This is a genomic window from Pseudomonas folii, from assembly GCF_014357575.1.
Lineage (GTDB): Bacteria > Pseudomonadota > Gammaproteobacteria > Pseudomonadales > Pseudomonadaceae > Aquipseudomonas > Aquipseudomonas folii.
The window spans coordinates 31,885-57,557 of record NZ_JACONW010000005.1 but is presented as its reverse complement, the minus strand read 5'-3'; the positions used below and the strand labels follow the sequence as shown (position 1 = coordinate 57,557).

Annotated in this window: 17 protein-coding genes and 3 pseudogenes; 12 read left to right on the top strand and 8 right to left on the bottom strand. The window is 56.3% G+C overall.

Annotated elements, in window-relative coordinates; genetic code table 11:
* Positions 1–50 precede the first annotated feature (50 nt).
* A complete protein-coding gene (locus H8S59_RS02405; protein ID WP_187520379.1) occupies positions 51–536 on the top strand; it encodes a MarR family winged helix-turn-helix transcriptional regulator in 486 nt (161 codons plus the stop codon).
* Between the two features lie 55 nt (positions 537–591).
* On the opposite strand, the gene H8S59_RS02400 is transcribed toward H8S59_RS02405, so the two are convergent.
* The 4 genes from H8S59_RS02400 to H8S59_RS27445 form a co-directional block, all read right to left on the bottom strand.
* Positions 592–2,463, bottom strand: coding sequence for a feruloyl-CoA synthase (locus H8S59_RS02400; protein WP_187520378.1), 1,872 nt, complete (start codon positions 2,461–2,463; stop codon positions 592–594).
* Between the two features lie 106 nt (positions 2,464–2,569).
* Positions 2,570–4,018, bottom strand: coding sequence for an aldehyde dehydrogenase (locus H8S59_RS02395; RefSeq protein ID WP_187520377.1), 1,449 nt, complete (start codon positions 4,016–4,018; stop codon positions 2,570–2,572).
* An 80-nt stretch (positions 4,019–4,098) separates the two neighbouring features.
* The gene (locus tag H8S59_RS02390; RefSeq protein ID WP_187520376.1) at positions 4,099–4,929 is read right to left on the bottom strand and encodes a p-hydroxycinnamoyl CoA hydratase/lyase; all 831 of its coding nucleotides are present in this window, start codon (positions 4,927–4,929) and stop codon (positions 4,099–4,101) included.
* 800 nt (positions 4,930–5,729) lie between these two features.
* Positions 5,730–5,888 carry a DUF7740 domain-containing protein gene (locus H8S59_RS27445; RefSeq protein ID WP_484573321.1) on the bottom strand — a complete coding sequence of 53 codons (159 nt, stop codon included), beginning with the start codon at positions 5,886–5,888 and terminating at the stop codon, positions 5,730–5,732.
* Positions 5,889–6,109: 221 nt separating this feature from the next.
* Between H8S59_RS27445 and H8S59_RS02385 the strand changes: the two are divergent.
* The 3 genes and pseudogenes from H8S59_RS02385 to leuD all read left to right on the top strand — a co-directional run.
* A pseudogene (locus H8S59_RS02385) lies at positions 6,110–6,975 on the top strand (TraI domain-containing protein); the annotation flags it as partial.
* A gap of 518 nt (positions 6,976–7,493) precedes the next feature.
* Complete coding sequence (gene leuC, locus H8S59_RS02380) at positions 7,494–8,915, top strand: 3-isopropylmalate dehydratase large subunit (protein ID WP_187520375.1); 1,422 nt, start codon at positions 7,494–7,496, stop codon at positions 8,913–8,915.
* Positions 8,916–8,918: 3 nt separating this feature from the next.
* The gene (gene leuD / locus H8S59_RS02375; protein WP_187520374.1) at positions 8,919–9,527 is read left to right on the top strand and encodes a 3-isopropylmalate dehydratase small subunit; all 609 of its coding nucleotides are present in this window, start codon (positions 8,919–8,921) and stop codon (positions 9,525–9,527) included.
* Between the two features lie 56 nt (positions 9,528–9,583).
* Here the strand turns inward: leuD and H8S59_RS02370 are convergent, their stop codons facing one another.
* Positions 9,584–10,501: a LysR substrate-binding domain-containing protein gene (locus H8S59_RS02370; RefSeq protein ID WP_187520373.1), complete on the bottom strand. Its 918-nt coding sequence runs from the start codon at positions 10,499–10,501 to the stop codon at positions 9,584–9,586.
* A gap of 127 nt (positions 10,502–10,628) precedes the next feature.
* Here H8S59_RS02370 and H8S59_RS02365 point away from each other — a divergent pair, with 127 nt between their 5' ends.
* Together H8S59_RS02365 and H8S59_RS02360 are read left to right on the top strand one after the other, a co-directional pair.
* A complete protein-coding gene (locus tag H8S59_RS02365) occupies positions 10,629–11,975 on the top strand; it encodes a 2-hydroxycarboxylate transporter family protein (RefSeq protein WP_187520372.1) in 1,347 nt (448 codons plus the stop codon).
* 176 nt (positions 11,976–12,151) lie between these two features.
* Positions 12,152–12,452 (top strand): annotated as a pseudogene (locus H8S59_RS02360) (oligopeptide/dipeptide ABC transporter ATP-binding protein); the annotation flags it as partial.
* A gap of 396 nt (positions 12,453–12,848) precedes the next feature.
* Here H8S59_RS02360 and H8S59_RS02350 read toward each other — a convergent pair.
* Positions 12,849–13,733 (bottom strand): LysR family transcriptional regulator, encoded by an 885-nt coding sequence (locus H8S59_RS02350; protein ID WP_187520371.1) that lies wholly within the window; start codon positions 13,731–13,733, stop codon positions 12,849–12,851.
* Positions 13,734–13,829: 96 nt separating this feature from the next.
* Here H8S59_RS02350 and H8S59_RS02345 point away from each other — a divergent pair, with 96 nt between their 5' ends.
* Positions 13,830–14,816 carry an NAD-dependent epimerase/dehydratase family protein gene (locus tag H8S59_RS02345; protein WP_187520370.1) on the top strand — a complete coding sequence of 329 codons (987 nt, stop codon included), beginning with the start codon at positions 13,830–13,832 and terminating at the stop codon, positions 14,814–14,816.
* Positions 14,817–14,907: 91 nt separating this feature from the next.
* Here H8S59_RS02345 and H8S59_RS02340 read toward each other — a convergent pair whose 3' ends face one another.
* Positions 14,908–15,540, bottom strand: coding sequence for a TetR/AcrR family transcriptional regulator (locus H8S59_RS02340; RefSeq protein WP_187520397.1), 633 nt, complete (start codon positions 15,538–15,540; stop codon positions 14,908–14,910).
* A 478-nt stretch (positions 15,541–16,018) separates the two neighbouring features.
* Here H8S59_RS02340 and H8S59_RS02335 point away from each other — a divergent pair, with 478 nt between their 5' ends.
* From H8S59_RS02335 to H8S59_RS02325, 3 genes are read left to right on the top strand one after another with little or no spacing between them, the layout of a single operon-like run.
* Entirely contained in the window at positions 16,019–18,358 is a 2,340-nt protein-coding gene (locus H8S59_RS02335; RefSeq protein WP_187520369.1) for an arabinose transporter, read from the top strand.
* Positions 18,355–21,444, top strand: coding sequence for an efflux RND transporter permease subunit (locus H8S59_RS02330; RefSeq protein WP_187520368.1), 3,090 nt, complete (start codon positions 18,355–18,357; stop codon positions 21,442–21,444). The genes H8S59_RS02335 and H8S59_RS02330 overlap by 4 nt, the downstream gene beginning before the upstream one ends.
* Positions 21,434–22,849 carry an efflux transporter outer membrane subunit gene (locus H8S59_RS02325; protein ID WP_187520367.1) on the top strand — a complete coding sequence of 472 codons (1,416 nt, stop codon included), beginning with the start codon at positions 21,434–21,436 and terminating at the stop codon, positions 22,847–22,849. The genes H8S59_RS02330 and H8S59_RS02325 overlap by 11 nt, the downstream gene beginning before the upstream one ends.
* A gap of 249 nt (positions 22,850–23,098) precedes the next feature.
* On the opposite strand, the pseudogene H8S59_RS26910 reads toward H8S59_RS02325, so the two are convergent.
* A pseudogene (locus tag H8S59_RS26910) lies at positions 23,099–23,378 on the bottom strand (methyl-accepting chemotaxis protein); the annotation flags it as partial.
* Here H8S59_RS26910 and H8S59_RS27055 point away from each other — a divergent pair.
* Both H8S59_RS27055 and H8S59_RS02315 read left to right on the top strand, forming a co-directional pair.
* The gene (locus H8S59_RS27055) at positions 23,379–23,747 is read left to right on the top strand and encodes a 2-hydroxycarboxylate transporter family protein (RefSeq protein WP_343073029.1); all 369 of its coding nucleotides are present in this window, start codon (positions 23,379–23,381) and stop codon (positions 23,745–23,747) included.
* A gap of 186 nt (positions 23,748–23,933) precedes the next feature.
* Positions 23,934–25,556, top strand: a complete 1,623-nt coding sequence (locus tag H8S59_RS02315) for a methyl-accepting chemotaxis protein (RefSeq protein WP_187520366.1) — start codon at positions 23,934–23,936, stop codon at positions 25,554–25,556.
* Positions 25,557–25,673: the final 117 nt, after the last annotated feature.

Here is a 25,673-nt window from a genome sequence, read left to right as displayed (position 1 = left end):
CGGGAAGAAATAGTTACAATGATTAACCATTTATTATCGGTTGTTTCTTGATGGCCAAATACAGCGACCCTGCTTTGGAAGCGGCTTCTACACAGGCGGGCGATTCAGAGATAGTGCTCGACGAACTGATCGGCTATGCACTGCGCCGGGCACAGATTCAGGTATTTCAGCATCTGGTCGAGCAATTGGCCGAGCATGATTTACGTCCTGCACAGTTTTCGGCGCTGGCAATTATCGGCCAGAACGACGGCCCCACCCAAACCGATCTGGCCCGAAAATTGGCGATTGATCCGCCGCAGGTGGTGCCCATGCTCAATAAGCTGGAAGCTTTGGGATTGGCGTTGCGAGTGCGCAGCAAGGTGGACAAACGTTCTTATGGGCTGTACTTGAGCAAGGCGGGTGAAACCCTGCTCAAGCATCTGAAGCAGGTGGCAGCGCAGAGTGATGTCGCAGCCACTGGCAATCTCACCCCTCAGGAGCGGGCACAATTGCTCGGCCTGCTGCAAAAGATCTACCAGCCGGGAACCGAGGCTTAAGGGCTCCCCCTGGCAAGATTACAGGCGCTTTTCTGGTTTACCCCCAGTATGATTTTCAGTACTCAGCCTTGAGCAGACTCAAGTCACGCCCTGCATAAAGCGCGTCAATTTTGTCTGCACGACATTGCAATACAGCGCGCTGATTAATCGAGCCCTTATCGGTGATTTCACCGCTGTCGATTGATGGCCCCTCAACCAACAGGCAAGCCCAGTCCAGACGGCTGGCACTGCCAGTGGCTTGCTCATTCAATGTCGCCAGCAGTTGCCGCAACCATTCACGCACAGTATCGCAAGCCAGCACTTCGTCTACGCGGGCCGAAGCAGTGAGGCCGGCCAAGTCACGACACTCCGGCAGCCGGGGAAAGATCAACAAACCCAGCTTGTCTCGGTCCGGCCCCACCACGACGACATCATGAATATAAGGAGCACCCTGCAGTATCACTCGGGTGCGCATAGGACCGACGCTGACGAATACTCCCGAAGACAATTTGAAGTCCTCGGCGATGCGCCCATCGAACATCAGGCCCAGCTGTGGATCTTGCGAATCCGCCAATTTAAGGGCGTCCCCGGAGCAGTAATAGCCCTCTTCGTCGAACGCCGTTTTGGTCTGCTGCACTGAACGCCAATAACCGGGCATAACATGCGGGCCACGATAGCGGGCCTCCAGTTTGCCGTCGACAGGCACCAACTTGACCTCGCAACCCGGGGCAGGTAAGCCAACATAACCGGCCACCGAAAGAGGCCCGGTGGTAAACGTACAACAGGGAGAAGTCTCGGTCATGCCCAACCCCGCCATGATCCGTATTCGCTCGCCACAATGGGCAATCGATACCTGCTCCAGTCGATCCCAGACGGCTTGAGAGAGTCCCGCTCCGGCAAAGAAAAACAGCTTCACCCGAGCAAAAAAACGCTCACGTAAATCACTGTCCAGCTCCAGCGCCGTAACCAACTCTTCCCAGCCCCTGGGTACGGTCAAGTACGCTGTGGGCGAAATATCTTTCAAGTTACGCAGAGTTTCGCTGAACAACTGAGGCGTGGGTTTGCCGTCATCAATGTAAAGGCTTCCGCCGTTGTAGAGCACAATACCTACGTTGTGACTGCCACCGAAGGTATGGTTCCAGGGCAGCCAATCCACAAGCACCGGTGGCTCTTGGGCGAACACAGGAAACGTTTGCAGGAGCATCTGCTGATTGGCGCAGAGCATGCGCTGGGTGGTAATCACCGCCTTGGGCACGCTGGTCGAACCCGAGGTGAAAAGGAATTTGGCAATGCTGTCAGGACCGGTCAAGGCAAAGGCCGCCTGCGCATCGGTAACATCAGAAAACTCCAGCAAGCTTTCAAATGTCACGCAGCGTCGCTCGACCAGATGCCCCTGCGTCAAAATCAGCGGAACGTCACTCGCAATCACCGCTCTGATTGCATCGGCAAAGCGCTCGTCGGCCGCGAACACCAGCCCCGGCTCCAACGTCTCGACTACATGTCGCAGTTTGCAAAAGTCCTTGGACACCAGCGAATAGGCTGGCGACACCGGGCAGTAGGGAATCCCGGCATACATCGCGCCACAGGCCAGTTGCAAATGCTGCAGATCATTACCGGAAAGCATCACCAGCGGCCGCTCGGCAGACAAACCGAAACTCAACAACGCCTGAGCGATTTGACGAGTGCGCTGGAGCATTTGCACGTAGGTGATGTGCTGCCAATGGCCCTGAGCATCACGCTGAGCAACAAATGTTTGATGCGGCCGGACCTCGGCCCAGTGGACCAAGCGATCAAGCCATCGATCTGGATAATCCTGCAAAGGCTCGACGGCTTGCAGGTGCATCACATTGCCGTCGATTCGAATCTCTACCTGGGGCCTACCCACGGCGACATCGCGCAGATTACCAACCTGGTCTGAGGATGTTGTGATGCTGGACTTATTGTTCATGCACTGTCCTTTAGCAAGGCGCGTGCCCCGACTCCAAATTAAAGTCTGTAAAAGGCCGCGATATGGGCTAACGCCCTTTTGTTATTGTTGGTCAGGGATATGCCCTTCAGATCGGGTAATGACGAGGGCCGTTTTGCAAAGTCACCCAGCGCAATTGGGTGAAATGCTCGATAGAAGCACTGCCGCCAAAACTTCCATAACCACTGGCTTTGACGCCTCCAAACGGCATCTGCGCCTCATCGTGTACCGTCGGGCCATTAATGTGACAGATGCCTGATTCAAGCCGCTGGGCAAGCGCGAGAGCCCGGCTGGTGTCACGACTGAAAATAGCGGACGAAAGCCCGAACGAGGAATCATTGGCTAGCGAAAGTAGCGCCTCGTCGCCCTCCCCGCGCAACACGACCGCAACCGGGCCGAACGACTCGTCTCGATATAGCCGCATGCGGTCGGTAACGCCGTCAAGCAAGGTTGGTTGCATGACACTGCCCTCAACTTGTCCTCCAATCAGTAGCCGCGCGCCCTTGCTGAGTGCGTCATCAACTAAAACCTTGATGCGCTGCCCTGCCGAAGCGTCGATCAACGATCCCAGGACCGAGTCAGCAGCGTCAGGATCACCAGCGCGTAAAGTCGCGACCTTATGCACCAGTTTTTCGATAAAGACATCGGCAATCCGCTGATCTACGATCAACCGCTCGGTGGACATGCATATTTGCCCCTGATTGAAGTAGGCGCCAAACGCAGCAGCTCCAACCGCCGCGTCCAGGTCTGCATCATCAAGCACCAACAGGGGTGCCTTACCGCCCAACTCCAGCAACGCTGGCTTTAAGTGACGTGCCGACAACTCACCTACAATTCGCCCTACATGGGTAGAGCCGGTAAAGTTGACACGACGCACCGCCGGATTAGCGATCAAACGCTCGACGATAGCTGCCGCATCCTGAGGCGCGTTGCTGATGATATTGACCACACCATCGCCCAATCCCGCCTCATGCAGCACTTGCCCCATCAGTCGATGCACTGCGGGGCTCGACTCGGAAGACTTGAGAACGACGGTGTTGCCACAGGCCAACGGCATAGCGATGGCTCGAGTGGCAAGGATGACAGGCGCATTCCAAGGCGCGATTCCGAGCACCACACCGCAGGGTTGACGCAAAGCCATGGCAAAGCTGCCTGGCACATCGGAAGGGATGACCTGACCATTGATCTGAGTCGTCATCGAGGCGGCTTCGCGCAGTATATTGGCGGCTAGCTTTACATTAAAACCATACCAGTTGCTCATTGCGCCTGTCTCAACCGCCATGTCCACGAACATTTGACTGCGCGCTTGTACCAGATCAGCCGCACGTAACAATCTACTGCGGCGCTCTCCTGGCCCAAGCGCCGCCCAGGCAGGGAATGCAGCCTCTGCGGCGCTGACGGCAGCATCGGCATCGTCTACTGTCGCTGCGGCCACCCTGGAAACAACTTCCCCGCTTAGAGGATGGCGACGCTCGAAGGTCTTGCCATCGCTGGCCGGGCGAGCCTGGCCACCTATCAATAACGGCACGTCAAACATGGGGGTATTCCCTCTATTATTTTGATTGTCAGAAAGGGCGATACGCGCTCCTGGTGAATGAAACGCGCTGCCTATCAGGCTCAACGTTTATAAGCTTGCAGCCCTGGCTTGATGCTTTTGTCGTCCAGAAACTGTTTCAAACCTTGCTCGCGTCCGTGCTCTGGATCTCGTAGCTGTGCCTGATCAAGCTTGGCGTACAGGTAATCTTCACTCTGCTCCCACGTTAGCTCACGGCATCGCTTGAAGCCGTGCTTGGCGGCGCGCAATATCACCGGGTTCTTGTTTAAGAGGTCCTGAGCCAGCAAGGTCACCTCTTCGCGCAACTGCGACAGCGGAACGCTCTTGTTGACCAGGCCCATCTCGGCGGCCTTCTGACCGTTGAAGGTGTTGCCAGTCATGATGTAGTAAAGCGACTGCCTATGCCCGACCGTATCAGCCATCGCTTTGCTAACCAGATTGCCCGGTGGAATCCCCCAATTGATCTCGGAAAGGCCGAAGGTCGCCTCATCCGCACAGATCGCAAGATCGCACGCCACAAGCGGGCTAAAACCACCGCCAAAGCACCAACCGTTGACCATGGCGATTGTCGGTTTGCTGTACATGCGCAATAACTTCCACTGCCATTCAGAAGCATCACGACGAATCTTCTCTTGAAGAATTTCAGGACCGCCGTCTACTTCCCGGAAGTATTCCTTGAGATCCATACCAGCCGTCCAAGCAGTGCCCGCGCCTGTCAGAACCAACACCTGAGCTTCTGGGTCCTGCTCGACAGTCTCCAATACGTCACGCATTTCCCTGTTCAGGGTCGGGCTCATGGCATTGCGCTTTTCGGGGCGATTCAACGTTATCCAAGCGATACCGCCCTCTACGTTTACCATTACTGTGTGCCAGCGATTGTCGTATTTACTCATCTCACACCTCTGTTGTTGATTGCAGTGTTTTGCCGATGAGCTCAAGCTAGCCCGCGCAAGTAGTTATGTCAATTAACCATTAATAATATTAACTGAAATCGATTTGCCAAAGCCACCACAAGCGGGCGGAAGAGGCCTACTGCCAAGCTGGCCACTCGTCGCAATGAGTCCAGAACGCATCAGGGTGAGCATGGAAATTAACGACCAGTTGAGCGGTAGCCAAGCTGCCGGGCCGCCTGACCGAGGGCCGATCTGGAACCGTTCAGAGAATCACAGCGCGAGCTAGCGGGAAAGCTTTCGTTGAGTGCTAGGTGAGCGAAAGTCCCGCGGAAACGCCTGAGTTTTCAACTGGAACCTTTTTTTCAAACGCCTTCAACCCAGGAAAGGCGCAGGTTGCCTTGGGACGGTCATTCGTCAGGAAAGCTGGACAAATTTAGATACGATAAATAATGATTAATGAGGATAACGAATCGATCTGAGAATCAGCTCGGGTTGCCATGAAATTTCGCCTACGTAGAGATGCGCCCCGACTTTCAGCCATCAATGTTTGCTCTTGGAACAAGAAACAGTGCTCTCATGACTGACTGACGCAGACATCTTGAAGGATGCAGGATGGCTTTATGGACGAATACTGCTGGCCCCATCCCCACGCAAAATTGTTCTACCGTCCCATCGAGGTAGCAATTCGCTGGTGCGGACTAATGGATTTCGAATCCTTAATCACTCAGGAGAATCCGAATCCGAGTAGCCCAAGCAGTAGACTCAAGCAATGGCCATCCTTGGCCCAGAAACTCGATATCTTATGGGACGCCATACGACATAAGGAACTGCCGCACGAGATCGCGTTTACTGCGCGGCAACTTCTTGACCACACTCTTCGCTGAAGCCCTGACGGCTTCGTCGGTCCCATGGATACGTGCCGCGAGCAGCAGCACGAGCGTGGCGTGAGTGAGATTCATGGCAAGACCCAAAAATAGGCACCGCAGTGTACCGACTCTTGTCTTTGCCGTACCAGCCACCAACAAAACAATGCCTAGCAAAATCAATATCCCTATTGCCGCATAAAGGGACACGAGCCAAAAGAACAGGTAAGGGTTGGAAGGGAATGGGGACTCAAGGGTAAGAGTTCTATCCAAAAAAGCTAAAAGGCCACTTTCCCAGCCATTTCCCGGAGATTACGATGCTCAGCCTGTTTCGCCACAAAAGGCAGAAGCCCCCCCCCGCCACCGACCGCCAACGTCGTCGGAGGTTACCTGCCTATCGAATCGGCCGACAGCTTGTTGGCTGCGGAGCACCGCCGTCAGTTACTAGACCGCATATGGCAGTACACCGCCCTCTCCCACGCGCAGTTCAGCCAGCTCTATTTAAATCCGATACATCGTTACGCTGAACAAGTCCAGCAACTCCCCGCCAGCGAGACACACCACCATGCGTATCTCGGCGGCATGCTTGACCATGGGCTGGAGCTGGTCGCGTGCAGTTTGTGGCTTTCCGCCACTATGGGCTAGCCTGTTATATGTCCTGGCAGGTCAGTACGAACGCGCTGGCGTGCTCGGTGAGTTGGTGATGCAGGCCGACCGCGTTTCTACCGCACAGAACATCGGCGGCAACCCAAGCAAGGCATTACAAGCGCACAGTCTTTCACTGCAGTACCACCTGATCAGCGGGTTGCGTCATCTGGTCCAGCACGAGCTGAAACTCAACCAGCCGGGTGCCGCGGGATGGCTGACCGAGGATGCCCTATGGCTTGTCAGCAAAACGGTCACGGATAAGCTGCGAGCCTACCTGCTGTCGCAATCGATTGAAGGTATTCCTTCATCTAACATCGCCGTGTTCGACGAACTGCAATCGCATGGACTGGTCGAGTCGACTCAGGAAGGTAAAGCGATTTGGACTGCGCTCGTGTCGCAGGGAAACTGGCAGCAGATCTTCACCTTTCTGCGCCTTCAACCGACATTGATCTGGGGGAGCGAAGACCGGCCTGAAGCTTTCAGCGGAACGGTGAGCATCGCTTTCGATAACCAACTGGCTAACGTCCCGCAGTCTTGTGGCTTAACTTTTTTTTCAATTCGATGGTTTACCGACAATCGCACCTGCTTTCGGACTATCACATACCCCAGATAGTCAAGGCCGTCGACTCAGGCCAGCTACCTATCGAACGAATGGGTGACTCCCATTTTAAGCTTTTGGTCGCTGATGCCTTTGGCTCTGAACTCACTGCTGGCTCATCCGTAAATGCTGATTATGTTTCTGTTTGACCACTCTCTTAATGCCGGTTCACCGAACAGGCGATCGTCACGATCAGATTAGTCTTCGGTCGATCCCTTCGCCGTCCACTCGGAGCGCTACAGCAATGCGCGCCAGCTTCCCGTTTCTCTGCTTAGAACTGTTGCCGAAAAGGCCCAGATGAAGCCTAACGCGAACTATTAGCTATCAAAACAATTCAATTGAACACAATACGTGTTCTACACGATCACCTTGAAGCTATTGATGCGTTTTCCAATAAGAATATTCTGTGAATCATGTTTACCGTGATCTCGCACAACAAAAAAGAGCGAACTGCTATGACCAGCCCTCGTACCCTTTACCAGAAGCATATCGACAGTCACACAGTGTGCACCCTTGATGATCAGGGGCACGTGTTGCTCTACATTGACCGTCAAGTCGCCAATGAATACACCAGCCCTCAAGCTTTCAGCGGTCTGCGCGAAGCGAAACGCAGGGTTTGGAGGCCTTCGGCGACATTGGCCGTCGTCGACCACGTCAATCCCACCGCGCCCGCTCGTGTGGCTGCCATGCCAGATGCAGGCGGTGCTCTACAGGTCTCATACTTCGAAGAAAACTGCCGCGAATTTGGCATTGAACTCTTTGATGTGCTGGATAAACGGCAAGGTATCGAACACGTAGTCGCTCCCGAGCAGGGCTTCATCTTGCCGGGTATGGTAGTTGCGGCTGGCGATAGCCATACGACGACCTACGGCGCACTTGGAGCGTTTGGTTTCGGTATCGGCACCTCGGAAATTGAACACTTGCTGGCCACGCAAACTCTCGTCTACAAGCGCCTGAGATCTATGCGCGTGACAGTGAACGGCCAGTTGCGTATGGGCGTGACCTCCAAGGACATCATCATGGTGCTGATCGAAAAGATCGGCGCCTCTGGTGCGACCGGCTACGCTATTGAATTCACTGGACCAGCTATCTCGGCACTGAGCGTCGAGGCTCGTATGACTATCTGCAACATGGCCGTGGAAGCTGGAGCACGCGGAGCCTTCATGGCGCCGGACGAGAAGGTTTATGCCTACGTTAAATCCAAACCTCGCGCCCCAAAAGGCGAACAGTGGGAGGCGGCCGAAAAAAAATGGCGTGAGCTCTATTCTGACAAGGATGCAACCTTCGATGCGGAAGTTGTAGTCGACGTCGACGACCTGGAGCCCATGGTGACGTGGGGTACTAGCCCTGATCAGGCATCGGCTATCGGCGCTACCGTTCCGGACCCGAATGATGAGGCCGACCTAATCCTTCGACAAGGCATGCAGCGCGCGCTGAAATACATGGGTCTGGAGCCAGGCATGCGTCTGGATGAGGTTGCCATCAGCCACGCTTTTATCGGCTCATGCACGAACGCCAGGATTGAAGACCTGCGCGACGTCGCGCGGGTCGTGGAAGGCAAGAAAGTCGCGCCTACAGTGCGGGCCATGATCGTACCCGGCTCGACTCTGGTGCGTGATCAGGCTGAAGAGGAAGGACTGGCCAAGATTTTCCTAGATGCTGGCTTCGAATGGCGTCAATCGGGATGTTCCATGTGCCTGGCCATGAATGATGACGTTCTAGCTCCCGGTGACCGCTGTGCATCCAGCACCAACCGCAACTTCGAAGGTCGTCAGGGCGCCGGTGCTCGTACCCACTTGATGAGCCCTGCCATGGTAGCGGCAGCAGCAATTCATGGCCACCTGTCCGATGTCCGTTCGTTCGCCGAGGAGGCTTGAGCCATGCAACCCTTTGAAATCGTCACTGGCAAAGCTGCCCCTATCCTGGCGTCTAATGTCGACACCGATGTGATCATGCCCAAGCAGTTCCTAAAAGGTATTGACCGTAGTGGGTTGGACAAAGGTGTGTTCTTTGACCTGCGCTTTCTTAAGTCCGGGGACCTGAATCCAGAGTTCGTGCTCAATCAACCAGCCTGGAGCGCGGCCAGTTTTCTCGTTGTTGGTCCGAATTTTGGTTGCGGATCGAGTCGCGAGCATGCCGTATGGGGTCTGAAGCAACTGGGCGTCCGCGCGTTGATTGGCACCAGCTTCGCCGGCATTTTCTACGACAATTGCCAGCGCAATGGGGTGCTGGCCATTCAGCTTGCCGAGAGCGAACTGCGAGCGCTTGCGCGAGTGGTGAGTCAGCAGTCGACGACAACTATCAGCGTCGATCTACCCAATCAAACGATTAAGCTCAGCGACGGGTCAGCTATTGCGTTCAAGATCGATGGGTTGCGCAAAGAGTCACTGATGCTAGGCCTCGACGCTATTGGAAGTACCTTACAGAAGTCTGAGCAAATCCGTGCTTTCGAAACACAGCACTTGGCACAGAACCCGTGGCTTGGCTGATTGCATTGAGTGCGGACATCTAAGTGCGTTTACGCTGAGATGTCTGCGCTCAGATTTCAGCCCAAGGACAACTCGTGGAAATGCTGTTCGAAGAATTCGATACAAACTCTTAGCTTGGCCGACTGGCTGACCCGCGTCGGGTACACCGCCCAAACGTTGGCGCTCTGGCTGTAGTCATTCAAAACTTGTACCAATTCGCCACTCTCAAGCATGGGTTTGACGTCCCAAAGCGATCGTAGAATGATGCCAGCGCCGCTCAGTGCCCAACGCAGTACAATCTCGCCATTGTTCGATGACAAAGGGCCGCTGACCCTGACCGACTCCTCCGTCCCTCCACGCGCAAGATTCCAGATGCCGAATGCATTGTTGCGCTCTTTGAGCACAAGGCAGTCGTGGGCAGCGAGTTCATCGACTGTCTGCGGTGTCCCTCGGCGCTCAAGGTATTCAGGGGTTGCGCAAAGCACTCTGCGGTTGCTCACCAGTTTCTTGCCTAAGAACTGACTGGGTAAATCGTCACCGACGCGAATCTCAAGATCGAAGCCTTCGTTGACGATATCTACTACACGGTCAAATACATCAAGGCGGATCTCCAGCTTTGGATAGAGCTGAGACAAGGTAGTGATGGCCGGAGCCACGTGGTTTCGGCCGAAGCCGAAGGTGCTACAAATATGCAGACTCCCACGCAATTGCTGTCGCGAGTCGGTCAGCTCGCTGATGAAGTCGTCCATGTCCCCCAAAAAACCAGTCGCCCAGACCCGGACACGCTCTCCATCGTCAGTCAGTGCGATTCGCCGGGTAGTGCGATGCAGAAGCCTGGCACCGAGAGTAGCTTCAAGAATCGAAACGCGTTTGCTGACATAAGCAGGTGAATAACCGAGCGCTTCAGCCGCGTGATTGAAACCGTTTTTGCGAATGACCGTGAGAAATACGCGTAGGTCATCTGGCAGCAAAGATTGCTCACGATTCGTGTTCATAAGGGTCATGACCTAGCTATTTATTATGTAATTCTTCAAGGATAACATCAAAAATGCCCGATCAATGCATCGCGCTGGCCGTGACCTAAAAACATCCTCGATAAAAACAACCAGAGGAATACGCACCATGAATGCGCCCTACAAGCAATCCGTCGAAAGCAACACACGCCCATCAAGCGGCATTAAAAGCCGATTGAACTCTATACTTGCGTATGAAATCGGCGTTATCCCATTACCCATTTTCATTGGTATTGCTGTCATAGTTTTTCTGTCCGCGCACTTGGGCTTTTTGCCCAAAAACATGATCGGTGGACTGGCCGTCATCATGACCATGGGCGTGTTTTTCGGACAACTCGGCCAGCGGTTGCCCCTGCTCAAGGAAATTGGCGGCGGCGCTATTCTTTGCTTGATGCTGCCGTCGGTTTTAGTTTTCTACGGTTTTTTTGGTGCTCCGACGATTGATGCCACCAAGATGCTCATGAAGGACGCCAACTTTCTCTACTTCGTGATTGCCAGTCTGGTGGTTGGCAGCATATTGGGCATGAGCCGCTTTACCCTAATCCAGGGAATGCTGAGAATGTTCATTCCACTTGCAGCGGGAACGCTCGCCGCAGTCGTCGCAGGAATGCTCGTCGGCCAGCTGTTTGGGTACACGATTCACCACACCTTCTTCTTCATCATCGTGCCTATTCTAGGCGGTGGGATTGGAGAAGGTATTCTGCCTTTGTCCTTGGCGTATTCTGCAATCCTAGGAGGCACACCGGACCAGTATGTGGCTCAGTTAGTGCCGGCAGCGGTAGTTGGCAATATCATTGCAATCATTTGCTCCGGCGTGCTGGCACGCATCGCGCTCAAGCGACCATCCATCAACGGTGAAGGCACCCTGATCCGTGCAAAAGAAGAGAACGACAAGTTCAAGGTCAAAGAAGACGACAACGGCCCTGTAGATTTTCGCCTGATGGGCGCTGGCGTTCTGTTGATCTGCGCGTTCTTCGTCTTCGGTGGCTTGCTTGAAAAAGTAGTCGGCATCCCTGGTCCGGTGATGATGATTCTCGCCGCCGTGGTGTTCAAGTACGTGCGCGCCCTGCCAGATCGACTCGAAAAAGGCTGCCATACATTCTACAAATTGGTTTCGTCGGCTTTTATATGGCCGGTGATGATCGGCCTGGGCATGCTCTACGTACCCTTGGATAGTGTCGTGAAGGTCTTTTCTATCGGCTACGTTATGGTGTGTCTCGCAGTGGTGGTTGCAATGACTGCGGCAGGATTTCTGGTCGGCAACCTAATGAAGATGTTTCCCATCGAATCAGCGATTGTCACTTGCTGCCACAGTGGCTTGGGAGGGACTGGCGACGTTGCGATTCTCTCGGCTGCCAATCGCATGCAACTGATGCCATTCGCTCAGATTTCCACACGCATTGGCGGTGCTGCAACGGTCATCGGTTCAACCATCCTGCTAAAAATCTTCGCCTGATCTGTGAAGGCCTGCCGCTGTCTCCCAGCGGCCTGGCCAGTCGAATACCTGCGACGTCGAGTGGGTACGTCCAGATCAGCGATGCCAGCCACTTCAGCTTTCTTCGGAGTACAAATGGGTGGGCTAGCTGTGATTGCAGAAAAAGGGCCAACGACAAAATACTTTGGCGCTAGTTTTCGCAGTTTTGCGACCGGGTTTATGTGATGAATACCGGCGCAGTGGTTGAGCAAGGCATTACACTCAAGTGATCACCGACCCGCGTCCCCCCTATAAGAAACGCTTGCTCAGTGGCTTAGCGGAACAAGTCGAGCCTGGTCAGGACCTGATGACCATTCCCGGACAGGTCCCAATCTTTCCGCATTGCCGGAGGGCTGCACGTTTCGCGACCGCTGTGGCGACGCAATGGCGCGATGCGCCGAGCGTCCACCGATGCTGACTTTCGATGCCGAGACTGGCCGCATAGGCGCTTGCTGGTTGGTGGAGACACTCCGTACATCATCCCTGGAGTTCCAGTCAGCCGCGCAACCTTACCTCGCCACCACCCCGGCCATCCTGGGGTGGCAGGGCATTAGGGTTCACTACTCCATGGGCAATGACCGGCTGGCTAGACCCAAAGCGGTGACACCCGCACTGAATGGCATTGACCTTGACGTGCACGCAGGTGAGGGCGGGCTACGCAACACGAACGGCGTCTCACTTTACGAAAGCTGCCGTGGCCGACAACGGCGCGGAAAGCCTGAAGGTAATTGAGATAAATTGATGCTCATGGTAGGCCCCGACTGGTTGATTATTTGACGTGTTTTAAGCATAGGCCTTGCACGGCAGCTTGGCATTTCATTGGGGCGAACGCATTAGCAACAGCAGCGTCCGGACCTACACTGCGTACTGCTGAAGATCCAGAAATAAAGCATCAAACGTCACCTTGCAGCGCGGGCTGGTTCGTAAGTCCTCATGCATGGTCAGCCAGGTTTCCAGCTTAGGTCCGAACTGCGGTAACACGCGAACTAGTTCGGGGGTGCGCTTGGCGAGCCCTGCTTGGCACACACCGATACCCGCACCGGCGCGAATCATCGCTAACTGTGCGAGGTCACTGTCGCTTCGCAGCATAAAGGCCTCGCGATGCCACACTGGCAACACCTGCCGCGCGGCGCGCAGGAAGGGGGTTTCTTGGTCAAAGCCGATCAACGCATGGTGCTTGAGCTCTGCCAAGCTGATGGGCGTACCGCGGGCCTGCAGGTAGCGTTCATGGGCATGCAGGCCCAGTTCAATCTCACCGACTCGGCGGGCGATCAGTACCTCTTGCGTGGGCTGCGCCATACGCACGGCAATATCGGCGTCGCGGCGCACTAAATCCTGAACCTGGTTAGTCAGCACCAGTTCAACTTTCAAGGCTGGGTAGGTGCTTTGCAGTTGACTGATGATCGGTGGCAGCACTTCGGCGCCAATTACTTCGCTTGCGCTGATGCGCACCGTTCCTTGCACCCCGTCACCTTGACTTTCTGCCGCGCGCTTAAGCGCTGCTGCACTAGCCATCATTGCTTCGGCATAAGGCTTGAGCGTGATGGCCGCTTCAGTCGGCAATAGCCCCAGTTGCGAGCGGGTGAAAAGCGCCAGGCCAAGTTGCGCTTCCAGCGCGGCGATATGGCGCCCCACCGTCGGTTGTGCCACGCCCATTGCCCGCGCGGCTGCCGATAACGACCCCTCTAGCAACACGCTTAAGTATGAGCGGTAAAGCTCCCAGCTGATTTCAGTATCCATGCATAAATGTATAGATACCCAACGCTATTAGGCAATTTTATTAAGCATGAAACCCGCGCAAGCTTGCTTCACATAAATTCAAGCGGGAGATACACCATGAACGGCAACAACAAGGTACTGGTACTGGGCGCAACCGGCGGCATTGGCGGCGAAGTGATGCGTCAGTTGCAAGGGCAAGGCTGGGACGTGCATGCGCTACAACGTGGCGGAGCCAATCTCGCGGGCAAACGTGATGGCATTAACTGGGTCATCGGCGACGCGATGAACCGCAGCGATGTAATGGCAGCAGCACAAGGCTGCTCAGTCATCGTGCATGCGGTTAATCCACCGGGCTACCAACGTTGGGCAGAGCTTGTGCTGCCCATGCTGGACAACACCATCGCAGCGGCGAAAGCCCAGGGCGCAACCATCGTCTTACCCGGCACGCTGTACAACTTCGGGCCGAGTGCTTTCCCCCTCATTGATGAGCGTTCCCCGCAACAACCACTGTCGCGCAAAGGCGCGATTCGCGTGGAGCTGGAGCAACGTTTACACAGCGCGACCGCGGAAGGTTGCCGGGTAATTATCGTGCGCGCGGGCGACTTCTTTGGGCCTAAGGCGGTGCAAAGTTGGTTTACCCAAGGTCTGCTCAAACCCGGGAAAGCTGTTACCAGCGTGAGTCTTCCCGGCACGCCTGGTGTTGGTCACCAATGGGCCTACCTTCCCGACGTTGCGCGGACCATGGTGCAACTGCTGGAGCGGCGTGCGGAGCTGCTGCCCTTTGCGGTATTTCACATGGCCGGCCATTGGGACGATAACGGCCAGCAAATGGCCGCGGCGATCAGCCGAGTCGTAATGAAGCGTGGGGGCGCGGCGCCGAAACTGCGTGCCTTCCCCTGGTGGTTCGTCACGCTCGCTTCGCCTTTTCTGCCTACCTTCCGCGAGATACGGGAACTGCGTTACATGTGGCGCATTCCAGTGCAGATGACCAATGTCCAACTTGTTGCCACGCTGGGCCGAGAAGAGCATACACCCTTGGACCAAGCTGTTGAGGCCACGCTGGACGGTATGGGTTGCTTGCCGTCAACCAGCCCGGTTCGGTAATTGCTAAGTAACGATATTGGCGCAGTGGGGGCTCCCTCAAATATCACGTATGGGTCCGAGCATGGTCGGGCACGTTGAACAACATCGGCCGTCACGGTTGTTGCAGCGCCTGGAGGTAAGCGCAAAACATATCGGCCATCGCATCGGCCTGAGCTTTGATTTCTGCCTTAGTCCGCCGGGTGCGAGAAAAATCACTCCCGACCGTGCCGAGCGTCGTAAAGATTAGGTCTGCGGCCAGCACACGAGACGACGCTGATGCGTTCGGCAACACCTCAACGATGAAGGCTTCGCACATCCGATCTCCCTCGGTCCGGGCTTTTTGAGCCTCAGGGCTATCGCGATAGAGCGGTGCCGCGTCATTGAGCGCACCGCGAACCTCAGCTTCTTCGCATTCTGATCGCAGAAAGGTATGGACGAGTGTGCGTAAACGTTCGAAGTGTGGGTTTTTTGCGTCTTCGAGAATGTCTCGCAGCATCTGGGTGGTGTGCATCCACTCATCGGTCTGCAGGCGGAACAGGATCGACGCTTTGTTGGGAAAGTACTGATAGACCGATCCAACACTGACACCGGCCTTCTCCGCCACGCGCGCCGTAGTGAAGCGGGTGGAGCCTTCCTGTGCAAGAACGTGAGTTGCTGCCTGAAGAATAGCGGCGACCAGTTCAGTTGAACGCACTTGCTGGGGTTGCTTGCGCGAAGCGATATCGGGACGGCGGCGTGTGGTCATCTTGGCCTGGCAACGCGATGTTCGATAAGAGAAATGTTGGTTATTCACCGCCATCTTCAATGCGATGAATCGCTCATATTCTAGCGCGGTATTGGCCAGTCGCACAGCCTTCAAGCGACCATCTAGTCGACTGTCTCGGCCAATGGCGCAGTGCCCCCAAAGTTCCTCCGCGCCCTGTAGCGGTGCAATTAACTGATCGCACTCGGTAGCCACCGAAAACGCGGTTTTCTTGACGAAAAACCTGAGTACTTAAGGAACCTTCGCTCTTCGTGGCTTGATTCGTTTCAGCGTCAAGTCTCTCTTTTAGCGCTAGCTAGCTGTATTTCACGGCTTGAGGCGGCGGCATATAAAACGCGAACCGAAATGCGAATTTTCAATGCGATTAATTCCTCATATTGTTGACAAAATGCGAAACATTGATCGTATTTTTAATGCACAGCGCCTTAGGGCCTCCTCCAGATGTAGAACGGACAACCTCATGGCTTCAACTCTGAACTCCTCCTCGCCGACGCCGGCGGTGGAGTCATCGCAAACTGGCAATGTCTTTCTGACGCTGCTGCCCATTACTCTGGCGGTCTTTATCGCATTTCTGACTATTGGAATGCAGATGCCTGTGCTGCCGCTGCATCTGCACGACTCCCTCGGCATGAGCAATCTGGCAATCGGTTTAGTCATCGGCATGCAATTTGCCGTCGCCCTCCTCTCCCGCCCTTGGGCTGGTAACCTCGCTGACCTGAAGGGCGCCAGACGTGCAGTGATCGTAGGTTGTCTATTCTCGGCCAGTTCCGGCCTGGCCTATATCGCCTCCCTGGTTTTCGTTTCCACACCTGCCGCATCCGTATGGATCCTGGTGCTAGGCCGTATATTGCTGGCACTGGGCGAAAGCCTCATCGCTACCGGGGCGCTGGGCTGGTCCCTCGGACTGGTAGGGCCGCAGCACGCGGGCAAGGTGATGGCCTGGGTCGGCATGGCCATCTATGGAGCCTACGCGCTGGGTGCGCCCCTGGGTGTTGCGGTCAACGCTCAGTGGGGGTTCTCAGGCATTGCGGTCGCCGTGACGATCATTCCTTTCCTGGCCCTCGCCGTGGCCGCGCGGGTGCGCGCTGTCGCGCCTTCTGCCAACCGTCGAACGCCTTTTTACAAGGTGCTGGGCGCGGTGTTGTGGCCTGGTATGGGCCTAGCGCTTTCAAGCGTAGGTTTCGGCCTAATCACCGCTTTCATTGCGCTGCTGTTCGCCGAGAAGCAGTGGGGGAATGCCTCGCTTGCCTTCACGGCATTCGGTCTGGCCTTCATCGGCGCGCGCATTTTCTTGGGGCACCTGCCCGATAAGCTTGGGGGTGCCAAGGTGGCCCTCGTGAGCGTGGTCATCGAAACCATCGGGCAGTTGCTCATCTGGGGCGCAGACACTACGTCGCTAGCTTACTTGGGTGCCGCGCTGACGGGCTTTGGCTACTCACTGGCCTTTCCGGCATTCGGTGTAGAAGCCGTGCGACGCGCCCCTGTGCAGACTCGCAGCCTGGCCATGGGCGCTTACGTGGCGTTTATGGATATAGCACTGGGCCTGGCCAGTCCGCTGGCCGGCGCGCTGGCTGGCGCTCAGGGGATTGCTTCGGTCTACCTAGCGGGAGCTATCGCCGTCGCCCTGGCTCTGTTCATCGCCTTGCGATTGCTTTTTAACGCGCCGACAACGAGCGCACACTCTGAAAACGGTAATTCCGGCAAGCTCAGCAGAAATACACATGCAATCCTGCTCAGTCTGGTTGGCCTGGCAATCATCTTTTGCGGCTTGTACGCCTGGCGCGTAGCACGCGCGGGAGCCGCAGCCCCACCGGCGAGGCCGCCAGCATTGGTTTCGACCATCGTTGCGCAGCCCCGCAGCGTCGCAGAAGAACTGCAAGCAGTTGGCGGTCTGCAAGCTGTTCGTGAAGTTCTTCTGGCCCCTGATTCCGCAGGGAGAGTAACTGCCATCAACTTCACAGCGGGCCAGGTCGTTAGGGAAGGCGACTCGCTGGTTCAGCTTTACGATGCCCCCGAATTGGCAGATCGCGCAGCCGCCGTGGCGCGGGCCGATTTCACCCAGATGCAATTACGGCGGTCACAGGAGCTGGCGCCCACTGGGGCAGAGCCCCGAGAGCTGCTGGATCAGCGCAAGTCCGAGGCTAGCCAGGCGCACGCGGCTGTCCGCCAATTAGATGCTCGCATTGAGCAAAAAAACGTTCGTTCGCCGTTCTCCGGACAGCTCGGCATCCGACGCGTCAACGTGGGCCAGTATCTGAACGCCGGCGATGCCATCGCTACGCTAACGGACCTCGACTCTTTATACGTCAATTTCACCTTGCCTCAGCATCAGCTTTTCAGGGTGTCGATCGGTGCGCGGGTGCGAATTTTTGTGGATGCTGCTCCAGGACGGGTGTTCCAAGCCACAGTTAGCACCATCGAGCCGCGCATAGACGGGGAAACGCGCAACGGCACCGTCCAGGCAACGCTCTCGAATACCGACCACCTGTTGAAGTCCGGTATGTACGCAACCGCAGCGCTGGAGTTGCCGGCGACCGATGACGCCATCGTGCTGCCATTGACGGCGATCCAAACCTCCGCCTCGGGCGACCGGGTCGTACTCGTTCAGGAGGCCGACGCACAAGGGATCGGAAAAGCCGTGGCCGTTCCGGTCTTCTTAGGCCGCAGGCTTGGCGAAGACGTGATGGTGACGCGTGGCATCAAGGCCGGCGACATCGTAGTGGTTGCCGGGCAGAACAGGCTGCAGCCCGGCGGCCCGGTGAAGATCAATACCGAGTCGCCTGCAGGAGATCAGCGATGAATGTCACTGATATTTTCATTCGGAGGCCTATCCTGGCGCTAGTAGTGAGCCTGCTCATATTGCTGGCAGGCCTAGCTTCGGTCTTCTCTCTGCCAGTACGCCAGTATCCCTACCTCGAAAACGCCATCATCAACATAACCACGTCGCTACCTGGCGCTGCTCAAGAGGTCATGCAGGGTTTCGTAACTACGCCAATCTCCCAGTCGATTGCCACAGCCAGCGGTATCGAGTATCTGAGTTCGACGACCACTCAGGGCCGCAGCGAAATTAAAGCCCGACTGGTGCTCAACGCCGACGCCGATCGCGCAATGACTGAGATTCTGGCGAAAGTTCAGCAGGTAAAGTACCAACTGCCAGCCGGCGTAGCCGACCCAGTCATCAGCAAGTCCACCGAGGGCGGCACCGCTGTCCAGTATGTAGCTTTCTACAGCGACACCCTTACGATCCCCCAGGTTACCGACTTCGTCGCCCGCGTCGCACAGCCCATGTTCGCCGGTATATCGGGGGTAGGCTCCGTAGACATCTACGGAGGCCAGACACTGGCCTTACGCATCTGGATCGACCCTTTGAAGCTGGCCGCTCGCAGTCTGTCAGCAGGTGAAATTGCTGCCGCCTTACGCGCCAGCAACGTGCAGTCCGCACCAGGCCAGCTGAAAAGCTCACTGACCGTGACCAACATCAGCGCGGCCACTGACCTTCGTAGCGTGGACGACTTCCGCAAGATGGTGATCAAGACCACAGCGATCGGCGGCGTTGTGCGGCTTTCAGACGTGGCGACGGTAGAGATCGGCGGGCAGAACTACAACAACGCCTCCTTTGCCACTGGTATTCCGGCCGTGTTCGTTGCGATTTTTCCGACGCCGGATGGCAATCCGCTGGAAATCGTTAAACAGGCAAATGAACTAGTTCCGCAAATCCGTGCAATGGCGCCGCCCGGGTTGAAAGTGATGCCTAACTACGATGTGGCGAGGTTCGTTAACGCGTCGATCGCGGAAGTCGAACACACGTTGATAGAGGCCATCGTGATCGTCATCGCGGTGATCTTCCTGTTCTTGGGAGCTTTCCGTGCAGTCATCATCCCTGTTGTAACCATCCCACTCTCTCTAGTTGGGACGGCAGCGCTCATGTTGGCGTTCGGCTTCTCAATTAATCTATTAACGCTGCTGGCGATGGTGCTGGCCATCGGACTGGTGGTAGACGACGCCATCGTGGTGGTGGAGAACATCCATCGCCATATCGAGGAAGGCGCAACGCCGGTGCGTGCGGCTTTGCTCGGCGCACGTGAAATCGTTGGCCCGGTCATCGCCATGACCATCACTCTGGCGGCGGTCTACGCGCCAATAGGGATGATGGGTGGCCTGACAGGAGCCCTCTTTAAGGAGTTCGCATTCACGCTGGCCGGTTCGGTGATCGTGTCCGGCGTGGTTGCTCTGACCCTATCGCCAGTAATGAGCTCGATGTTGCTCCGCTCCAAGCAGAGCGAGACAAAGATGGCCAAGCTCGTGGAGCGCTACATGGTCGGGTTGACATCGGTCTACCGGCTTCTGTTAGCCCGTACGTTGGCCGCGCGCAGTGCGGTTCTTTTGTTTGGCTTTGCCATCCTGGCTGCCATCGTGGTCTTGTTCCTCGGGATTCGCCGCGAACTCGCTCCAGTCGAGGATCAGGGTGCGGTCATCGTCATCGCCAAAGCACCCCAATATGCCGGTGTTGGTTATACGACCCACTATGCCGAGAAGCTCGAAAAGATTTTCGAGTCGCTGCCCGAGTTCGATAACAGCTTTATGCATATTGGAGGTACGGGCCGTGGCCAGAACCAGATGCTGGGCGGCGCCATCTTCAAAGACTGGTCCGAACGCGATCGCTCGTCTATTCAGATTCAGAGCCAGATCCAGGCAGCCGGCAGTAGTATCGACGGTGAAACACTGACGGCGATCCAGCTGCCGCCGCTTCCAGGATCAAGCGGTGGCCTTCCGGTGCAGATGGTGCTGCGCTCGCCCAATGATTTCTCGACGTTGTTTGAGACGGCTGAGCAAATCAAGAGAGCGGCCTACGCAAGCGGTCTATTCCTTTACGTGCAGAATGATTTGGCGTTCGACAGCCCACAGGCGCACGTTGCCATCGACAGCACGAAGGCACGCGAGATGGGCGTGACCATGCAGGCAATCGCCGACACGCTGGCGGTGCTGGTCGGCGAGAACTACGTCAACCGCTTCAATTTCCACGATCGCTCTTATGATGTCATCCCGCAGGTGCAAGCCGGCGACCGCATGACGCCCGACGATCTTGGCCGTTTCTACGTCAAGGCAAGTTCCGGCGCACTGGTTCCGCTATCGACGGTAGTCCACGTTCAGTCACTCGCCCAAGCCAACGGACTGACACAGTTCGGCCAGATGAACTCCGCCACGGTGCAATTGCTGCCCCGCCCCGGCGTCAGCATGGGTGAGGCTGTGGCTTTCCTGCAATCCCAGTCGTTGCCGCCGGGAAATAGTGTCGATTGGCTTAGTGACAGCCGCCAATTCGTGCAGGAAGGCAACCGTCTGCTGCTGTCCTTCGGTTTCGCGCTGGTGGTCATCTTCCTTGTCCTGGCGGCGCAATTCGAGAGCCTGCGTGATCCGTTGGTGATTCTGGTCACGGTGCCGCTTGCAGTGTGCGGCGCCCTGGTACCGCTCTGGCTTGGCTATGCCACGCTGAATATTTATACGCAGATCGGACTGGTCACGCTGATCGGTCTGATATCCAAGCACGGAATTCTTATGGTCACTTTCGCCAATCAAATCCAACAAGACGAGAACCTGAGTCGGCTCGAAGCCATCGAAAAAGCCGCCGCGGTTCGTATGCGCCCGGTGCTGATGACGACTGCGGCGATGGTCGCTGGCTTGGTACCGCTCGTCTTTGCAGAGGGTGCAGGCTCTGCCAGCCGCTTCTCAATCGGTATCGTGGTCGTGGCAGGCATGCTAATCGGTACGCTGTTCACGCTATTCGTTTTGCCGACCATCTACAGCTTTATCGCCAAGGACCACCGCGTCGCAGCGAACAGCGCGCGCCAGCGCGAGCTGACCTCAGCGGAGGTGCCCCATGCAGATTGAAAGAGCGACTCGGCCAGCTGTACTGGCGTTAGCCCTCAGTGTGGCTGGCTGCGCCAGTGGGCCGGACTATCAACCTGTGGCCTTTCCTGAAAAGACATCGGGCTCATTCGTCAGTGACTCGACGCACGTGAATGCCGTTTCGCCTCCTGCGCAGTGGTGGAAGCTTTACAACGACCCAGCCCTCGACGCAATCGTGGCGGAGGCCTTGTCTGCAAACACCGAACTGCGCACGGCGTTAGCAAACCTAGACCGAGCGCGCGCGATCTATCGAGAAACGCGCGGGGAACTCTTGCCTTCCACTGATGTGTCCGCCGGCGTCAGCCGCGGCCGCAACCAAACGGCTTCAAGCGGGACCGGCCAAGCACCTGTGCAGTGGAGCTACACCGGGGGGTTGAATATTTCCTACGAGCTGGATCTCTTCGGGCGTGTGAGGCGCGACATCGAAGCGGCACGTGGCGATATTGAGGCTATCAATGCGGCCCGTGATGCTACCAAGGTGGTAGTGGTCGCGGAGACAACGCGAGCCTACGTGGATGCCTGTGCTTACGGAGAGTCCGTTGAAGTAGCACGCTCCTCTGTTGAACTTGCAAGCCGAACGCTGGACCTAGTGACCCGACACCAGCGTGCCGGCTCCGGCTCGCTGCTTGATGTGGAGCGATCTGGTGAGGCACTCGCCCAAGCAGAAGCAGCGGTACCACGTATTCAAGCTCAAAGAAATGCGGCGTTGTTCGAATTGGCAGCTCTGACGGGCCGCCCACCTTCGCAAATACCACAAGCGGCGAGTTGGTGTGAAAAAGCTCCAGAAGTAAAAGGCGCCATTCCGGTTGGTGATGGCATGAGCATGCTGCGCAGACGCCCCGACATCCGCCAGGCCGAGCGTAAGTTGGCCGCTGACACTGCACGTATCGGCGTGGCAGTTGCAGACCTATATCCCCGGGTCACGCTCGGTGCCTCGACCAGCTACCTGCGCAACGACTCCCTACAAGGCGACCGCGCTTGGTCGTTCTCCTTCGGGCCGTTAATTTCATGGACGTTCCCGAACATGACCCTAGCACGTAGCCGCATTGCGCAGGCCCAGGCCCAGAGCGCAGCCTCGCTGGCACACTTCGACAGTGTGGTGCTGACAGCGTTAAAGGAGTCCGAACAAGCCCTGAGTACCTATCAAGGTGCCATCGAGCAACGCAATGCCTTGATTCAAGCGCGTGATCATGCCGAGAGCGCATTCATGTTGGCCGAGCAACGCTTCCGGGCCGGCTCCATAAGTTACCTGGACGTGATGGTGGCGCAAAATAGCTTGGTGAGCAGGAGGTCGCAGGCTGCGACGGCAGATCAACAAGTTGGCTCAGCTCGACTCGATGTGTTCAAAGCGTTGGGCGGGGGTTGGCAACCGCGTTCGCAGAACTGAAACCCAGCCCCGAACACTGATTGGTTCGTAGACGCACGTTTTGAAGTACGAATCATAACGTAGGAGCTTGGATTAGTAAGTTTTCAGCAACTAGGTCAATGCTGTGCTGGCTATAACACCCAGTGAAAGCACGCTCGCTATCCGTACGGACACACCGCTTAACCAACGCTGTTACTGCCTCAGGGCTATCGATTACCGGACTAGCAAGATGGCTTCCTCACTCATCCCTAGACAATAAATGCATTGCCTCTATACATGGAACTGCTTCATCAGCATGTTAAGTTCAACCGCAAGCTTGGCGAGCTCCGATGTTGCAATAGCGGTCGGATTTAAACCCTCGAAGGACTGATTTGAGAGGACGCGGATACTTACAGGGCTGCGATCCACCTTTCTGGCACCCCGCCCGAGCCTGCTCTTCAGAGGCTGTCGCAATGAGCACGTTACGCTCGGTGACATTGTCGATGAACTCCGTAATTTCAAACAGCGAAGCGCCAGCATTTTGAGCAGTATCCCGTGTTTTCTGGGCTTGGTGGACACCATCGCCTTTAGCGTCGTGCTCAGGAAGGTGAGCTGGCCAGACGCTTACACTGCAAGGTTCATGGTCCTTAATCTAATGAAGATGTCCCCCATCGAGGCGGCCATCGTCACCTGCTGCCACAGCTTTCTGCGCGGTAGAAGGGACGTCGCCATCCTCCCAGCAGCCAACCATATTCAACTGATGCCTTTTGGGCAGATCTCAACCCGCATCGGCGGTGCGGCAGCGGTCATTGGCGCTAACATTCTGCTGAAAATTTCGACTGATCCCGTCATCGCTGCAGCTCCTCAACACAGTCTGTGGCAGATTTACGCCAGACAACATGGCAGCCAAATAAAGCCTGTCCACCGCAATAGTGAATAACTTCCAGCCTTCCCTACTCAATTTCTTGAGAGTTCTGTCATGTCCTGGATTTTTCTTGACCAACACTAAAGTGAGCTTCCTACCCGCCGATACGAATGGTAGCCATATGACACCACCAATCTCTTTAACCTACCAATACAATCAAATGACTGAGCCATGGATGGTCCATCACTCGAGTGCCCACCCATGTACAAAAAACTCAGCATTTCACAGAAGCTTTACATCAGCTTCGCCGCCATCGTAGCGCTCTTGGGCGTCCTTGTTTTTAGCGCGTATCGCGGTTTCGTTCAGGTCGAAACCGCCACCAACAGCAACGTGCACACCTATAAGGTTTTAAGCCAAGCTCAGATGGCTCTGGAGCAACTGATCAATATCGAAACCGGCATGCGCGGTTTTGTCATCTCCTCCAAGGACAATTTTCTTGAGCCGCAAATTGCCGGCGAGCGCAAGTTCGACGACGCGCTGGCGACGCTCAAGCAATTGACCAGCGACAACCCCGATCAACAGGCACGCCTCACTGCTCTCGGACAGTTGCAAACGCGCTGGCTTGACGAAGATGTCCATTCAATCATCGCTCAGCGACGCCAGTTGACCCAAGACGCTGGCGCGGACGAGCCCTTGGACATCCGTATCAGCAGGGGTAGTGGCAAGGCCAAGATGGATGGCATGCGGAGCATCATTGCCGAGGTGACCCACGCTGAAGACGTGCTACTGGCACAACGCACTGAGCAGATGAACCAAGCGAAGGATCAAGCCGTCACGATCCTCATATCAGGAGGTTTGATTGCTGCCGTTTTAGCGATGACTCTGGCGTTTTCGCTCGGCCGCACGATTCGAGCACGCCTTCAGGTCGCGATCGATGCCGCGATCGCCGTGGCCGAAGGGCGCCTGGACACCGTCATCGATACCAGCACCAGCGACGAACTGCCCAAGGCATTCGACCGCATGCAGACGCGCCTGCGCGAGATGATCCAGCAGATCAGTCGGGCGTCCAACCAATTGGTTGACTCGGTACATATGATCTCTAGCGCTTCGGAGCAGTTGTCCACAGCGGTCAACGAGCAGTCCAGTTCAGCCTCGGCGATGGCTGCCACGGTCGAACAACTGACCGTGAGTATCAATCATGTCTCCGACAACGCTGATGAAGCAGGCAACCTCGCCAACCGCTCGGGCCAGCAATCGAAAGATGGTTCTGGGGTCATTCAGAACACCTTGACCAGCATGAACGGTATCGCACGAACCGTGCAGCACGCATCGACCAAGGTGTCGGAACTGGGACAGCACTCTGAGCAGATTTCCAGCATCGTAAGCGTAATTCAAGGCATCGCCGACCAGACCAATCTGTTGGCCCTTAACGCAGCAATCGAGGCGGCGCGTGCTGGAGAACAAGGGCGCGGTTTCGCTGTGGTGGCAGACGAGGTGAGATTGCTGGCGCAAAACACCGGCAAATCTACTAAAGAAATCGCCAGCATGATCGACAAGATCCAACTGGGCGTACGCGAGACCGTAGAAAGCATGCGTAGCGGCGTATTAGAGGTCAACCAAGGCGTGGAAATGGCAGGCTCGGCGGGCACCGCCATCACTGAGATTCGCGAGAGCTCGGGGCAGGTATTGGCCGTGGTCGAGCAGATATCCCTAGCTCTGCGTGAACAGACAGCCGCTAGCCAGGACGTCGCACGCAATGTCGAACGCTCTGCGCAAATGGCTGAGCAGAACAACCTGTCCGTGCAAGACTTGCTGCGAACCAGCAATGGCTTAAACGAGTTGGCCATGGGCCTCAAGCAGGAGGTCGGACGCTTCCGCTTGTAACGGTAGTCGTTAAACCGCGGGCAGTCTGAAGAACTGACATAGGGCTGGAAACGGAAAAGCTGCCTCGAAACTTGGGTTATATCCGGCCATAGACCCCGGAAGCAAAACTGCCGGGAA